Genomic DNA, 15,310 nt, shown 5'->3' with positions numbered 1-15,310 from the left:
GACGCACGCCGCTCACCACTCGCCGCCCTTGATGCGCTTGACGCTCAATGAAGAAAGGCCGGACTCGATGCGTATGCTGATACGCTGCCGCGCCTGATCAAAATTGGATGTCCGATACAGCCCGGAATTCACCTTATCGAAGCCCTCGAAATTCTTCGAGGACAGCGCGGACTCCGTGCGGAGCTCACAGGCGGCTTCTTCCGGGATGAGGAGTTTGACACTGGAAGCGCCGGTCTCGACGCGGACATCGGTGGTATCGCTCCGGCCACCAAGACGGACTTCGATATCTGCAGCACCGGCCTCCAGAGAGAGTGTACGGATTCGGTAGGGTGTGAGATCGAATTTCAGCTTGGCCGCACCCGCCTCGACGAACACATCCCATAGCGGCGTGGGATTGAGGCGCATGCTGACGCGGTTCTTCGCCGTTCCTCCTTCCCATTTCACGGAGGATTCTTCCATCCCGACGTAAAAATGATCACGGCCCTCGATGCGCTCTCTGCGCAGCAGGTAGGCGCTGATACTCGAGTTGACATCGACGCTCACGTAATCGGCGGTCGTATCCTCCATGACGAAGCGCCCGGCTCCTCCCTCGAAACGGAATACGGACGTCGCCGTGGGGTCGGACCAGCTTTCGATAAGCGTCTGCGTAATAGTCGTGCTGCTGTCGTCGTCGTCAAAATTGTGTTCGACGATGCGATGCACACTGTCACAGCCATGCTGAATGGAGGAAAACAGCACCACCCCGGTCAGCAGTCCAATGGAGGCGACGATTATCCACTTGAGTTTGGTGTCCTTCAGAAACACACTGATACCGAGGAAGACGAGAAGAAGCGGCCACAGCTTCCACAGCGTTCCCCAGCAAATGCCGATACCGAAGAAGTTGTTCAGAATTCCCAGGAGTCCGAGAATGACGAAGAAGGCGCCCCAAAATACTCTGCCGGATTTCATGATTCCACCTCGTTGACTGTATGACGTGGGGTTGCGTTCCAGAGTATGCCGATACCGAGCGCGATGAGCAGCAGCGGCCAGTAATCGCTGAAGGAAAATCCGGGCAGGAAGTTGTTGAACAGAAAGAGTACACCGATACCGATAAGTAAATAACCGGTGGCTGTATGCCCCTTGCCATTCTCTTTCGGAGTCGGTCGGCCTGTTCCTTCAGCAGCGGAGAATTCCGCTTCCGCCTCTTCCGCCACAGATGCCGTGGGCGCCGCAATATACTCGGGTTGCCAGGGTACGACGATCCAGAGGATGATATAGGCGAGCAGTCCGATGCCGTTGAAGAACAGGAGCACGATGAAGAGCAGACGGATGAGAACGGGATCGATGCCGAAGTAGTCCGCAAGTCCGGTGCAGACCCCCCCGATCATTTTGCCGTTACGAGATCGGTAGAGACGGGATTTCATAGCTGCACCTCCGTGTAAAAATGAAGATTTGCATCGGGGTACGAAATTGTCAGGTCAAAAGTTGCGCCATGGCGCAAACCCTCGCCGCGACATCATGGTGCGTCGCTTGCGGTGGCATCCTCCGGCATCTTCAGCAGCACCGGCCGGTCTTCGCGCCAGACGAAGCCTTCGAGGTTGTAGCTGCTCTCGACGCCGGTGACGTATTTTTCGGGGTAGTATGTCCCTTCCACGCCGCCGATGGTGCGTATGGATTTCGCATCACCCTCGACGAAATCGAGGAGGATCAAATCACCGCTCTCGCGCCGCACCCCGTTGAGCGCGCCTTCGTCAAAAAGATAATACAGACTGATGGCCGACCCCTCGATGCGGATATGACGCGGTTTGTCGTTTTCAAAAAACATCTGTATCTCTTTGCCTGTTGTCTGATCAAAACGATCAGGCGGATACAGCGTATCCTGCTCCGCGGGCTTGCTGCGCGAAATGCTGAACGCGTTTCCCAGCACATGAAGATGGCGCAGCTCGCCGTCGGCAATGCGGGCGGCGACCGAATCGCCGGTGAGTTGATTCTCGTCGTACCAGAGTACGGGAGACGCGCGCAGGATGATGAGACTGTCCGAACGAAGGAAGAGCGCGCTGCCACCGCGGGCGGAGAAACCGCCGCGCACCATGCGCACGTTCCCTTCGGTGAGGAAGCGGTTCGTGGAATCTCGCAGCGCTTCCATGCGGTCTGCCGCGATGTTCAGCGTGTCGAGCGCGAGCGAATCAATGCCGCCCGTCGCGTCGCGCCGCACATAGCTGGTGTCGATTTGCCAGAGGACAGGATCGAGAAAAAACTGCGAACGTTTTTCGTCGGGGTAATGCCGCACGGAATCAGCGGTGATCAGAGATTCCTCATCCTTGAAACGGATGCGTACCTTCCGTGTAGCAACCATAAGGCCGCCGCGTCTGTCGTAGGTCACTGCCCCCGCGTGTATGGTAGCGGCCGTGTCGTCGATGGTGACGTTGTTCAGAAAATCCGCGATGCGCGTACTCGTCGCATAGCTGCCGATGGCCGCGCTGAGGGTGACGTGCCCGTCGTAGAGATGTACTCCTTCGTAGGATCGCGCGATCTTCGTATTCGCGTCGTAGCTGCCACTGTTCGTGCGCAAAAGCAGTGTATCCTGACGTATGACAACGTTGCCGAAGAGCGAGACGGTGTTGCGCGTGAGATTTTGCGTGGCACGGTCGCAAGAGATGTGCACATTATCCTGCTGCAAGCGTACGCTGCCGACCAATTCGCGCAGCTCGACGTCACCAACCGTGCGCACTTCGAGGCGATCGGCCTGGAGGACGCGGAGAATGGAGCTCTCCTGTGCGAGCACTGTAAAAGGCAGCAGCAGTGCGAGAGCGAACGGGATGGATCGAAACACAATCATCCTGCAAGATACGAGGGAATGACATGAGAGTACACTGGTATACGCCGGTGGAAAGAGCTCTCCTGTTACCACGGCAACGCCGGACACGAGGGATGACACACGATGGGATTCCATGCGTCAATAGTAGAAAGATTACGGCGTTCGTGCTCGATGCTTGTTCGTGCCCGATGCGCATGCAGCGCTTGTTTTTGGCGATGGTACTGCCTAGCTTTCACGCACCACAGCTGTACCGGCATCGTGCGACTTGCAATATTGTCCGACATTCACAGCAATCTCGAGGCGCTCAGGAGCGTATTCGATGATATGGACCGCAGACAGGTGGACCGTATCATCTGCCTGGGTGACATCGTCGGGTACGGTGCCGAACCGGCCGCGTGCGTGCGGCTTTTACGGGAGCGCGTTTCCGCCGCGGTGCTCGGGAATCATGACGCGGGAGTGCTATCCGCCGCCAACAGATCGTTTTTCAGCCCTGCCGCGCTCGAAGCGCTGCTCTGGACGTCCAGCAGACTCGGTGAGGATGATCTGCGCTGGCTTTCAACATTGCCATATCGGTATTCGAAAGACGACATGCTGTTCGTGCATGCGGCGCCGCGGGTACCCGAGCAGTGGGAATATGTGTTCGGCGGAATGGAAGCACGGCGGTATGCCCGCTACTTCCACGAGCGATTATGCTTCATTGGCCACTCGCATGTACCCGGTGTCTATCCCCTCGATCCGGACGTAAGGGAATATGATACCGTGTCCCGATTTTTGATCAATGTGGGCAGCGTCGGTCAACCGCGCGACGGAGACTGGCGTGCCTGTTACGGCGTGCTCGACAGTGTGGCCGGAACATTCATGCATATACGGGTCGAATACGACGTCGCCGCCGCCATGCATGCGATACTGAAAACCGGACTGCCGAGAAAGCTCGCCGAACGACTCAAATCCGGCACGTGAAAGCCGGTTGAAGATGATGAACGACGGCCGAAAGCGCCGTTGATAACTTTCCGCGGATGTGAGACGAATGACGGTTTTCGCGTGAAAATTTCCTCACACGCATACGGAAATATCCTTGCGCGGGCCTGATTTCATGCTGTTCGCGACGGGTTGCGCAGGACAGTTGATTCGCACGGGTGTGTTTGGTATATTTGCCAACTACTGCAAAATGGAATAATCTTGCAGTACGTTGGGGCGTCGCCAAGTGGTAAGGCATCGGCCTTTGGAGCCGACATTCGCAGGTTCGAATCCTGCCGCCCCAGCTGACGACGAACCAGGTGACCCCGAACACGAGGCGCAAACATGTTGGTTTTCAGCGGACGCTCCAATACCGTTCTCGCGGAGGCGATAGCATCGCAGCTCGGCGAGCCGGTCGGTGTATGCGAAATCCAGACCTTCAGTGACGGTGAAATCTGGGTCAAATATCGCGAAAACATCCGCGGCAGGGATGTATTCATCATACAGAGCACCAATCCGCCCGCGGAGAACCTGCTCGAACTGCTGATCATGATCGATGCCGCGAAGCGGGCGTCGGCCCGGCGGGTCACTGCCGTGATTCCGTACTTCGGTTATGCGCGTCAGGACAGGAAGGATCAGCCCCGTGTGGCTATCACCGCCAAGCTTGTCGCGAACCTGATCACCAGCGCGGGTGCGGACCGTGTGATCTCCATGGATTTGCACGCCCCGCAGATTCAGGGGTTCTTTGACATACCGTTCGACCATTTGTACTCGTCCGCGGTGTTGCTCAAGCATTTCCGTGATCTCGACCTGCCGAATCTCAGTGTGGTGTCGCCGGATGTGGGCGGCATCAAAATGGCCCGCGCATTTGCCAAGCGCCTGGAGGCGGATCTCGTTGTGCTTGATAAACGGCGCCCGCGTGCGAACGAGGCGGAAGTGATGAATATCATCGGACAGGTGGATGGACGCAATGTGCTGCTGGTGGATGATATGATCGATACGGGTGGGACCTTCGCGAATGCCGTCAAGGCATTGATAGCCAACGGCGCCCAGGCGGTGTACGGGGCCTGTACGCATCCGGTGTTTTCCGGGTTGGCACCGCAGAAAATTTCCGCCTCCGGCGTGAGCCGTATTTCCGTGACGGACACCATTCCGCTGCGGAAGGAAATGGAAGAAACAGGCCTGATTGATGTGCAGTCCGTCGCCGTGTTGTTTGCCGAGGCAATCAAGCGGACGCATCTGCATCAGTCTATCAGCTCACTGTTCGACGTGGACAAGGACAAATAGTTTTTGCAATACATTTACGACACAATACAGGTATCAGGAGTTTCTCGTGGCAGAAATCACACTTAAGGCATCGATCCGCGATTACAAGGGCCGCTCTGCCTCGAATCAGGCGCGCCGCAGCGGGCGCGTTCCCGGCGTCTTCTATTTCCAGAACAAGAAGAACATCCCCATCGAAGTCGTCGCTTTGGATCTTCGACCGCTCGTGTACACCGCCGAAACGCATCTCGTCAATCTCGTTCTGAGCGACGGTACGAAGGAGAAATGTGTGCTTCGTGAGGTGCAGTTCGATCCGGTAACGGACAGAATAATGCATATTGACCTCGTCGGCCTGGTTATGGGCGAGAAGATGAAATTCGAGGTTCCGGTTGTGCTCGAGGGCACTCCCGTCGGCGTGCGCGACGGCGGCGTGTTGCAGCACATTCTGCACAAGCTCGATGTCGAATGTCTGCCGGGTGAGCTTCCGGAGCATATCACGGTCGACGTGTCGGGACTCCATGGCAGCGAGTCTCTCACCGCCGGACAGATAACTCTTCCGAAAGGCACGATTCTCAACGATCCCGAACAGGTGGTTGCCGTTGTGAGTCATGCACGCGCAGAAGCCGCAACAGACGAAGCAGCCGAAACCTCCACCGAACCCGAGGTGATTGCACGCGGCAAGTCAGCCGGAGAAGAGGGCTGATCAGTTTCTTTCGTCGTTTGCGCGACAGATCCGGGCAGCCCATCGAACCCGGCCGCCGGCTGTGTGTCGTAGGGCTGGGCAATCCCGGAGAACGCTACGCGCGGACGCGGCATAATGTCGGATTTCACGTGGTCGACAAACTTGCGGATGTGTTGCACGTTCGCAAGTTTGCCGTTCACCCGACGTATCTGTTGGCAGAAGCGAACCGCGGTGACTGGAGCGTGCTGCTCTGCAAACCGACGACGTTCATGAATCGCAGCGGCGACGCTGTCCTGAATTTACATCGAACGCTCGGGATTGATTTTTCCGAGCTTCTTGTTGTGTACGACGATGTGAGCCTTCCTCTGGGCGTGCTTCGCCTGCGACGGCGCGGCAGCGACGGGGGTCACAACGGTCTATCCTCCATCCTCACGACGACGGAAAGTGATGCAGTGGCGCGGTTGCGTTGCGGCATCGGATTGTTCACCGCGCCTGGGGATCTCGCGGATTTCGTGTTGCATCCGTTCGAGTCGGATGAACTCCCGCGTGTGGACGCCATGACCGCGACGGCGGCGGACGCCGTTCTTGCAATCATGGACGACGGCTGGAACAGGGCCATGAACGTGTATAACACCATTCAACCAAATAAACAGGATTCGATATGAATGAACTCGGTACGTTGGGAATGCTGCCGCCGCTGCTCGGAGCCGTCGGTTTGCTCATCGCGCTCATCATTTTCGCGGCTATAAAGCGGCAGCCTGACGGCACGGACGCCATGAGAGACATTGCCCATCAGATTCAGATCGGCGCCATGGCGTTTCTTCGTAGCGAGTATAAAGTTCTCGCGATCTTCGTAGTCATCGTGTTTGCTCTGCTGGCATCATTTCTGGGTCTGAACACCGGCATCGCGTTCGTGGCCGGTGCCTTGTGCTCCGTCGTTGCGGGTTTCATCGGCATGAAGGCCGCCACACTCGCCAACGTGCGCACCTCCGAAGCGGCCCGTACCTCCGGGCAAGCAAAGGCACTCATGATTTCGTTTTTCGGCGGCTCGGTTATGGGACTTTCGGTTGCGAGCCTGGGTCTGATCGGTGTCGGGATTTTCTTTATACTTTTCCATGCACCGCAGGACGTCGGCACGTTGAGCGGCTTTGCCATGGGTGCCAGTTCCATAGCATTGTTCGCGCGCGTTGGTGGCGGTATCTATACCAAGGCCGCCGATGTCGGCGCCGATCTGGTGGGCAAAGTGGAAGCGGGCATTCCCGAGGATGATCCGCGCAACCCCGCCGTTATCGCAGACAATGTCGGTGACAACGTCGGTGACGTTGCGGGCATGGGCGCCGACATTTTCGAATCCTATGTCGGATCCATTATTGCCGCGCTGGCCATCGCCGCTTCCACCGCGATGGGAATCGCGTACATGTCACTTCCTCTGGTCATTGCCATGATCGGCCTGGTGTCGTCGCTCGTTGGCATCGCTTCGCTGAAGCTGTACGCGTCGTCCAATCCCGCGGCAGCCCTGCGGTACTCCACCATCATCGCGATCGTCCTTTTCCTTATAGGCGCTTTCGTGGCGCTGGGTCCGCTGGGCATTCCCATGAACTATTTCTGGCCGATACTCGCGGGAGCTGTGGCCGGTCTCTTCATCGGGTTTGTCACCGAATATTATACCGGCGGAGCTCCGGTACGAAAGATCGCGAATGCCAGCCGCACCGGTGTCGCCACGAACATCATCTCCGGTCTCGCGGTCGGAATGGAGAGCGTTATCGGCGCGGTGCTCCTCATCGTGATTGCCATTTTCGTTTCCTTCGAGACGGCCGGAATGTACGGCATCGCCATCGCGGCGGTCGGTATGCTCGCGACCGTGGGTATCACGATGTCGGTAGACGCCTACGGACCCATCGCGGACAATGCCGGCGGCATTTCGGAAATGGCCAGGCTTGGCAAGGATGTGCGCAAGATCACGGACACGCTGGATTCGCTCGGCAACACCACGGCGGCCATCGGAAAGGGCTTCGCCATCGGTTCGGCGGCTCTCACGGCGCTGGCACTGTATTCAGCGTACACGAGCACGATTATCGCTGTGAGCGGTAATACCGGTTTCATAATCAATCTTCTCGATCACACGACGGTGATTGGACTCATGCTCGGTGGAATTTTGCCATTCGCCATCGCGGCAATGACCATGACCTCGGTAGGCAAAGCCGCGTTCAGCATGGTGGAGGAGGTCCGCCGCCAGTTCCGCGAGATCAAAGGGTTGATGGACGGCACGGGCAAGCCCGACACTGCGCGCTGCGTGGATATTTCCACCAAAGCGGCGCTGCGCGAAATGATACTTCCCGGTATTGTCGCCGTCGTCTCGCCGGTGATCGTCGGTTTCCTTCTCGGTCCGGAAGCGCTGGGCGGCATGCTCGCGGGAGCGACGCTCTCCGGTGTGCTGATGGCGCTCTTCATGGCCAACTCCGGCGGTGCCTGGGATAATGCCAAAAAATGGGTGGAACTCGGTAATCTCGGTGGAAAGAATTCCGATGTACATAAAGCCACCGTGGTGGGTGACACCGTGGGCGATCCGTTCAAGGACACTTCCGGTCCCTCGATGAACATTTTGATAAAATTGATGTCCATCGTATCTTTAGTGATTGCTCCGCTTATCGCATATTTGGCGAAGTAAGTAGAGCACAACAATTTGCAGTCCCTGTTCGGCGGCGTACGAAGCGCCGCCGGGCCGATTTTTCATCACCAGTCCAAAGGGCTCTGTTTCGTATGAAGCGATTTTATGAGTGCACGTTCATTGTCAATCCCGGCATGGACGATGCGCAGATCGAAAGCACCGTCAAAATGGTGGAAGACACGATCACGAAAAATGGCGGAGAGATGGTCTCCACCGAACACATCGGTCGCCGCCGCCTCGCCTATCCCATCGCCAAGAAGCACAACGGGTATTACGTCTCGCTGGAATTCGAGGCCGAGGGCCGCATTATTGAAAAGCTCGAGCGTTTCCTCACCCTCGATGAAAATGTGATGCGCTATCTGACCATCAGCCTCGATCACCGGGAGCTGGCCGCCAAGCGCGCCCGCGCCGCCTTCCTGCAGGAGCAGAAGGACGCGGAAGCCGCCGCCGCTGCACGTCCCGAAGAAACGGACGCGCCCGCCGCGGAAAGCAGCGTCAACGCCTGATCCGTATCGGTCCGAGAAGATTTCCTAACGACGAGGAAGCGTAATGGCAGACCTGAAAATGCCGGAACTCAACTACGTGCTGATCGTGGGCAACCTGACGAAGGATCCTGTGTACCGGACAACCTCCAATAACACCCCGGTCGTCAATTTCTCCATAGCGTCGAATCGGCGGTACAAGGATCGCTCCAACGCCTGGCAGGAAGATGTATGCTATATCGGCATCGTCGCCTGGAACAAGCTTGCGGAAAGCTGCCACCTGCGTTTGCGGAAAGGCAGCGCGGTTCTGGTCGAAGGCGAACTGCAGTCACGTAACTGGAAAACCGACGACGGCGGCTACAGGAGCATTCTCGAAGTCAAGGCACGCAGAATTCAATTTCTCAATAAATTCTCCCGCGCTAACGGTATGGAACAGTTCGGCGAATCCTATGACGAGCACGATCTCTTTGCCGACGGTGAGGAAGACCACTTGTTCGAGCTGTTCGAAAGCAGCGAGGACATGTATTTCAACGTGGATGCGGATCACATCGCGGATTCACGAAAAGATTAGCAACAAATTTCCTGTTCGGAGTACAGCATGAAAGTCATTTTGCGCCAGAATATCGATTCCATCGGGAAGATGGGTGAAGTCGTCACCGTCAAGGACGGCTACGCACGTAACTTTCTTCTCCCCCGCGGATTCGCGTACGTGGCCACCAAGGGTAACCTGAGCGTGCTCGAGGAAGAGAAAAAGCGCCTCAGCGTGAAAATGAACCGTGAACTCAAAGCCGCCGCCGATATCGCCGCCGAGCTCGAGAAACACGAAAACGCCATCACCATCGCCATGCAGGTCGGTGAAGAAGACAAGCTGTTCGGTACGGTGACCAAGGAAATGGTCGCGGAAAAACTTGCCGAGAAGGGCTTCTCTATCGACCGTCGCAAGATCGAGATCGACGAACCCATCAAGGTGCTCGGCATCTATACGGTCAAGGTGAAATTGCATACCGATGTCGTGGCAAAAGTAAAGGTCTGGGTGGTCCGCCAGGAAAACTGACGGGCCTTTCTCCAGCCGACGTACCAGAGAATGACCTTGTCCCCGTCACGGGGACATTCTATATTTCACGGAACTGCTTGATTGACAAAGGTTTGAAGGCAGAATTATGGCAACCACAGTAGAAACGGCGAATGGCAAATCGACGAAGACCGTCGATTTTGTCGACGTCGAACATGTCGTCATCCGCTTTGCCGGTGACTCTGGCGACGGTATGCAGCTTACCGGTACGCAATTTACCACGACGACGGCGCAGGTCGGTAACGATCTGAGTACTTTCCCGGATTACCCGGCCGAAATTCGGGCCCCGGCCGGCACACTGTACGGTGTGTCCGGTTTCCAGCTCCACTTCGGAAGCAAGAATATCTACACGCCGGGAGACAAGTACGACACGTTGATCGCCATGAATCCTGCCGCACTCAAGGTCAATCTCAAGAATGTGCGGGAAGGCGGGAATATCATCGTCAACGCTGATGCTTTCGATGCAAAAAATCTGAAACTGGCAAAATACGAGAGCAATCCCCTCGAGGACGATTCGCTCAAAGGATATCAGCTCTTTACCGTACCCATCACCACGCTCACAGCGAATGCGCTGGAGGACAGTGGCCTGACTCTTCGCGAGATCACCCGTTCGAAGAATTTCTTCGCGCTGGGTCTCCTGTATTGGCTCTATGATCGTCCTATGGACGCCACGCTTGAGTGGATACAGACGAAATTCGGCAACAAGCCGGAAATCGCCAATGCAAACGAAAAAGCTCTCCGGGCGGGACACAATTTCGGCGAAATCACTCAGATTTTCAATACACGCTACACGGTGCGCGCAGCGGATCTTCCCGCGGGGACGTACCGCAATCTCACCGGCAACGAGGCGACCGCGCTGGGTGCCATAGCCGCATCCATCAAGGCGAAGCTGCCCGGTTTTCTCGGGAGCTACCCCATCACTCCTGCCAGTGAAATTCTCCACGAGCTTTCGGCGCTGAAGCATTTCGATTTCCGGACCTTCCAGGCGGAAGACGAAATTGCCGGCATCTGTACGGCCATCGGCGCCGCCTATGGCGGTTCGCTCGCCTTTACCAGTACCAGTGGTCCCGGTATGGCGCTGAAACAGGAAGCCATCGGTCTGGCTCTCATGGTCGAACTGCCCCTCGTGATCATCAATGTGCAGCGCGGCGGCCCGAGCACGGGCTTGCCCACAAAAACGGAACAGGCGGATCTGATCCAGGCCATCTATGGCCGGAACGGTGAAGCGCCTGTACCAGTCATCGCCGCGAATACACCCGCGAACTGTTTTCACATGGTGTTTGAAGCCGCACGGATCGCGCTGAAGTATATGACGCCGGTTATCCTGCTTACGGACGGGTACATCGCAAATGGCAGCGAACCCTGGCTGCTGCCTAAGGCGGAGGATCTCCCGGATATTTCCGTTCCCTTCGCCTCCGATCCGGAAACCTACAAACCGTACCAGCGCGACGAGCATCTCTCCCGTCCCTGGGCCGTACCCGGTATGGCCGGTTTTGAGCATCGTATCGGCGGACTCGAGAAGCAGCATATCACCGGTAATGTCAGCCACGATCCGGCAAACCACCAGTTCATGGTGGAGATGCGCGCGAACAAGGTAGCGGGCATCGCCAATGATATCCCGGAACAGACCGTGTTCGGTGCCGAGAACGCCGACCTCGCAATTGTCGGTTGGGGCGGAACCTACGGCTCCATTCGTGTCGCGGTGGAAGACATGGTGAAGGAAGGAAAATCCGTCGCCCATATTCACATCAAGTATCTCAATCCCTTCCCGACAAATCTTGGTGAACTTCTCAAACGCCACAAGAAAATTCTGATACCGGAACTCAATCTCGGGCAGTTGGCTTTTGTGCTGCGCGCAAAGTATCTCGTCGAGACGGAATCGATAAACAAGGTGCAGGGGCTGCCCTTCACCCCGAGCGAAATCAAAGCCCGGGCGAATGAAATTCTCACGTCGTTGAAATGAGAGGCATGTTATGAGTATAGATGAATCAACCCTCGAACCCCAGGTGGCGAAGTTTACCCCGAAAGACCTCGTTTCCGACCAGGACGTCCGCTGGTGCCCCGGTTGCGGTGACTACTCCATCCTGTCGCAACTCCAGAAAGCGCTGCCGGAAGTCGGCGTGCCGAAAGAAGATATCGCCATCATCGCCGGAATCGGTTGCTCCAGCCGCTTCCCGTACTACATGGCCACATACGGGCTGCACGGCATTCACGGGCGCGCCGTCGCGATTGCCTCCGGACTCAAGGCCGCGCATCCGAACCTGTCCGTCTGGGTCTCCACCGGTGACGGCGATTGCCTTTCCATCGGCGGCAACCACTTCATCCATGCCTTGCGCAGGAATATCGACATCAACATCATGATGTTCAACAACCGCATCTATGCGCTGACCAAGGGCCAATATTCGCCGACGTCAACGCATGGACAGAAGAGCAAATCCAGTCCGCAGGGCGTCATTGACCATCCGTTCAATCCCGCGCTGATGGCTCTGGGTGCGGAGGGGACCTTCGTGGCACGCTCGATGGACCGCGATCCGAAGCATCTTCGGGATATGCTCATCCGCATGCATCAGCACAAGGGTACATCCTACATCGATGTGATGCAGAATTGCCCCATTTTCAATGATGGCGCGTACGAGATTTACACCGACAAGGAGACCAAAGACGATCACACGATCTTCCTCGAGCACGGTAAGCCGTTGCTGTTTGGTAAGGAAGACGACAAGGGCATTCGTCTCGATGGGTTCATGCCGACGGTGGTCTCCCTCAAGGAGTATAGTGTGAACGACCTCCTCGTCCATGACGAAAAATCGAAAGAGCTCGCGTTCATCCTTGCCGAAATGAGCGAGCAACCCGGCTTCCCTTCCGTTCTCGGTGTTCTGCTCGATATCGAGCGCAGTGTGTACGAAGCGGAACTCGATGCACAAATGGCGACGGCAAAGGCCAAGGCGAAAAGCAAGACGCTCGATGAACTGCTGCACGAAGGGCAGATCTGGGAAATTGCCGAGAACTGATCCTACGCCATACCCATTGACCTTCAACGCCCCGCCTCTACGGCGGGGCGTTTCCTTTACTGCCTGAGGGTCTGCCGGAGCACGTGTATCGTGGAAATCAGCGGACGTTGATGACGCCTGCCCCCGTGACGATGCTCTCTCTGTATGGGCTTCGAACCAAGCCGTCGGAGCGCGTCCGCTTCACTCTCGGGTACTCTTGTGCAAAAATAAAGGCGCATCTCGATGCGCCTTGTAACTGACACGATGTACCGGAATGGTGATCATCCGTCGAAACGCCACCACAGGCCGATGTAGGGTAACACGTAGCCGGTATAACCTTTCGGCGAGAAGTACTGCAAGCCGAGCTTGAGGCGGAAGCTGTCCCAGCCCCAGAGAACACCGCCGCCCAGTCGCACACCTTCAAATTCGATATCGTAGCCCAGATCGCCGACGAACTTGGTCTTGTTGGAGAGGCTGTGCTCGATTCCAGCATTCACGGACGTTCCTTCGGTGGAAGCATTCAGCTCCTCGGCGTCATCAATATCGACGTCGGCTTCGAAATGCGTGTAATTCGCCCCGAGGTGCAGGCGGGTTGAGGGACCGACGGGCATGCTGTAGGCGATGTAGGGGGAGAAGGATGTGAAGCCGGCATCGGCACCGAACACCTTGAGATTGAAGTACCCCACCCCGACACCAGCCGCGAAAGCGCGCTCTTCCGTGTTGATGAAAGATACTTTCAGGTCGGCATTATAGTATTGCAGAATGAAGAGGAGAAGATTCGTCCCGATCTGCACATTCTCGGTAATACCATATTCGACGGGACCGATGCCGATGGTGAACTCACCCTGATGCAGAGTGTTTCCGGTCGGGGCAAAGAGATTGTTGGTAATGGGCCGGCCGGCGAAACCGGTCTTTTCCTGGGCGCTCGCAGAGCCGGCAAGGAAAATTGTCAGGAGAAAAAGCGTCGCAATGCGTTTCATGGGAACCCTCTTAATGTGAATTGAAGTGAACAGACAATACAACGTGCTACGAAAATCCAGTCTGTTTTGTTTCTGATATGCGTCCTTCCGAATGATGAAGATGAACGAGACCCAAAAGTTCGGTACGCCGGAAATTTCAGGCCCGGTGCGGAGGAGGCGGTATCTTGTGCGTGATACCATGGGCCACCGTACCGCCGCGGCACCAGCTGCCGTGTGCGGAGCGTCTGCTGAAAGTGCAACTGTACGGACGTCTGTACCGACGTCAGCTCCGCCGCGCGATAATGAGATAGAGATCGCTCAGTTCCCTGACAACATACGGAGTAAAATCGTTTTTTGCCAACAAAAGCGACAAGGCGTCGGCGGGAGGAATGACGTCGCCTTGAACGGCTTTTCCCGCGGCGCGATGCATATCGTTCAGTTCCCTGTGTCCCATGAGATGGAAAATACACAGCCGGCCGCCGGGTATGAGACAGCGGCGGATTTCTGTCAGTGCTGCAACGGGATTCTGAAAATGCGGATACACGCTGAAACACATCACTGTTTCGTACGAGGCGTCGCGAAAAGGGAGGTGATGGGCATCACCCTGGATGTAGTGCACACCGGAACGTGCGCCATGCAAGGCGCGGGCGTGTTGCATCATCTCCCGCGAAATATCGAATTCCGTTATGAGAGCGGAGTCATCGTTGTTCGCGAGGATGAAGGGAAGCAGTATGCCCGCACCGCTACCGACATCGAGCAACGGCGCGGTAAGGGGAAGATCGTGCTTGGCAAGAATGCGCGCAATGTGCGCGCTGCGCTGCTCCGCGTCTCGTACCCATCGCGGTGCGGTCTCGTCAAAAAACAGTTTCTTTACGGATATATCGTGCATGTCACCGCAACCGTGCCGCGTCCAGACGCGGGAATCGAGATGTAATGAGCGCGATAGCCGGCGGGATGACCACGAACATCAGGATGACACCGGGCGCTCCCGACAAGACAATCGCGGGACCGAATAACGGATGTTGTACTCCGGCAAGTCCCGTCGCGGCATGAACCATCACGAAAAGCAATGCGCGACCGACCAGCAACGCGGCGGCGAGAGCGAGGACGACGTTTTTTCCGTACCGAACCCGGATGGTGGAGGCGACGAAGGCCGAGACCGCGAGTTCGGGTAGCATCAGAGGGAGGATGGGTGGAGAAAGCGGCGGCATGCCGGTGAGCAGGAACGACGCCAGCGGAGTCAGAATAGCCACGGTGCAGGCAAGCCCGCGGGGCAGCAGCATCGCGGCGGAGAGCACAGGAAGGAACATGGGTAAAAACGTCGAGCCCAGACCGAACCAGTGAAACACTTGCGGCAGCAGGACGCCGAGCGCGGTGAACATCGCCGCAAGCGGGATGCTGCGCACGCGCTCCACAGCGGCGTCTGTCGTGGATTCCATC

Annotated in this window: 16 protein-coding genes and 1 tRNA gene; 11 read left to right on the top strand and 6 right to left on the bottom strand. The window is 56.9% G+C overall.

Annotated elements, in window-relative coordinates; translation table 11 throughout:
- Positions 1-12 precede the first annotated feature (12 nt).
- From M5R41_11680 to lptC, 3 genes are all read right to left on the bottom strand, one after another.
- Positions 13-948, bottom strand: coding sequence for a hypothetical protein (locus tag M5R41_11680; GenBank protein ID MCZ7557048.1), 936 nt, complete (start codon positions 946-948; stop codon positions 13-15).
- Complete coding sequence (locus M5R41_11675) at positions 945-1,403, bottom strand: PspC domain-containing protein (protein ID MCZ7557047.1); 459 nt, start codon at positions 1,401-1,403, stop codon at positions 945-947. The genes M5R41_11680 and M5R41_11675 overlap by 4 nt, the downstream gene beginning before the upstream one ends.
- Positions 1,404-1,495: 92 nt before the next feature.
- Positions 1,496-2,812: an LPS export ABC transporter periplasmic protein LptC gene (gene lptC / locus M5R41_11670; protein ID MCZ7557046.1), complete on the bottom strand. Its 1,317-nt coding sequence runs from the start codon at positions 2,810-2,812 to the stop codon at positions 1,496-1,498.
- A gap of 243 nt (positions 2,813-3,055) precedes the next feature.
- Here lptC and M5R41_11665 point away from each other — a divergent pair, with 243 nt between their 5' ends.
- From M5R41_11665 to M5R41_11615, 11 genes are all read left to right on the top strand, one after another.
- Positions 3,056-3,757 (top strand): metallophosphatase family protein, encoded by a 702-nt coding sequence (locus tag M5R41_11665; GenBank protein MCZ7557045.1) that lies wholly within the window; start codon positions 3,056-3,058, stop codon positions 3,755-3,757.
- Positions 3,758-3,987: 230 nt separating this feature from the next.
- Positions 3,988-4,059 (top strand) — tRNA-Gln (locus M5R41_11660).
- 40 nt (positions 4,060-4,099) lie between these two features.
- Entirely contained in the window at positions 4,100-5,041 is a 942-nt protein-coding gene (locus M5R41_11655; protein MCZ7557044.1) for a ribose-phosphate pyrophosphokinase, read from the top strand.
- A 46-nt stretch (positions 5,042-5,087) separates the two neighbouring features.
- Positions 5,088-5,720, top strand: a complete 633-nt coding sequence (locus M5R41_11650; protein ID MCZ7557043.1) for a 50S ribosomal protein L25 — start codon at positions 5,088-5,090, stop codon at positions 5,718-5,720.
- Positions 5,721-5,737: 17 nt separating this feature from the next.
- Positions 5,738-6,364, top strand: a complete 627-nt coding sequence (gene pth, locus M5R41_11645; GenBank protein ID MCZ7557042.1) for an aminoacyl-tRNA hydrolase — start codon at positions 5,738-5,740, stop codon at positions 6,362-6,364.
- Positions 6,361-8,367 (top strand): sodium-translocating pyrophosphatase, encoded by a 2,007-nt coding sequence (locus tag M5R41_11640; protein ID MCZ7557041.1) that lies wholly within the window; start codon positions 6,361-6,363, stop codon positions 8,365-8,367. Before pth ends, M5R41_11640 begins: the two co-directional genes overlap by 4 nt.
- 92 nt (positions 8,368-8,459) lie before the next feature.
- Positions 8,460-8,873, top strand: a complete 414-nt coding sequence (gene rpsF / locus M5R41_11635; GenBank protein MCZ7557040.1) for a 30S ribosomal protein S6 — start codon at positions 8,460-8,462, stop codon at positions 8,871-8,873.
- 43 nt (positions 8,874-8,916) lie between these two features.
- Positions 8,917-9,420, top strand: coding sequence for a single-stranded DNA-binding protein (locus M5R41_11630; protein ID MCZ7557039.1), 504 nt, complete (start codon positions 8,917-8,919; stop codon positions 9,418-9,420).
- Between the two features lie 27 nt (positions 9,421-9,447).
- Positions 9,448-9,903, top strand: coding sequence for a 50S ribosomal protein L9 (gene rplI, locus M5R41_11625; protein MCZ7557038.1), 456 nt, complete (start codon positions 9,448-9,450; stop codon positions 9,901-9,903).
- 106 nt (positions 9,904-10,009) lie between these two features.
- A complete protein-coding gene (locus M5R41_11620; GenBank protein MCZ7557037.1) occupies positions 10,010-11,884 on the top strand; it encodes a 2-oxoacid:acceptor oxidoreductase subunit alpha in 1,875 nt (624 codons plus the stop codon).
- Between the two features lie 10 nt (positions 11,885-11,894).
- Complete coding sequence (locus M5R41_11615) at positions 11,895-12,932, top strand: 2-oxoacid:ferredoxin oxidoreductase subunit beta (GenBank protein ID MCZ7557036.1); 1,038 nt, start codon at positions 11,895-11,897, stop codon at positions 12,930-12,932.
- Positions 12,933-13,192: 260 nt separating this feature from the next.
- Here the strand turns inward: M5R41_11615 and M5R41_11610 are convergent, their stop codons facing one another.
- The 3 genes from M5R41_11610 to M5R41_11600 all read right to left on the bottom strand — a co-directional run bounded on the left by M5R41_11610 (position 13,193) and on the right by M5R41_11600 (position 15,309).
- Complete coding sequence (locus M5R41_11610; GenBank protein MCZ7557035.1) at positions 13,193-13,891, bottom strand: porin family protein; 699 nt, start codon at positions 13,889-13,891, stop codon at positions 13,193-13,195.
- Positions 13,892-14,153: 262 nt separating this feature from the next.
- Complete coding sequence (locus M5R41_11605; GenBank protein ID MCZ7557034.1) at positions 14,154-14,759, bottom strand: class I SAM-dependent methyltransferase; 606 nt, start codon at positions 14,757-14,759, stop codon at positions 14,154-14,156.
- Position 14,760: 1 nt separating this feature from the next.
- Positions 14,761-15,309 (bottom strand): ECF transporter S component, encoded by a 549-nt coding sequence (locus M5R41_11600; protein ID MCZ7557033.1) that lies wholly within the window; start codon positions 15,307-15,309, stop codon positions 14,761-14,763.
- Position 15,310 lies beyond the last annotated feature (1 nt).

It is taken from the genome of Bacteroidia bacterium, assembly GCA_027493955.1.
Taxonomy (GTDB): domain Bacteria; phylum Bacteroidota; class Ignavibacteria; order SZUA-365; family SZUA-365; genus JAOSJT01.
The sequence above is the reverse complement of the archived record's forward strand: the minus strand, read 5'-3'. Positions and strand labels throughout refer to the sequence as shown.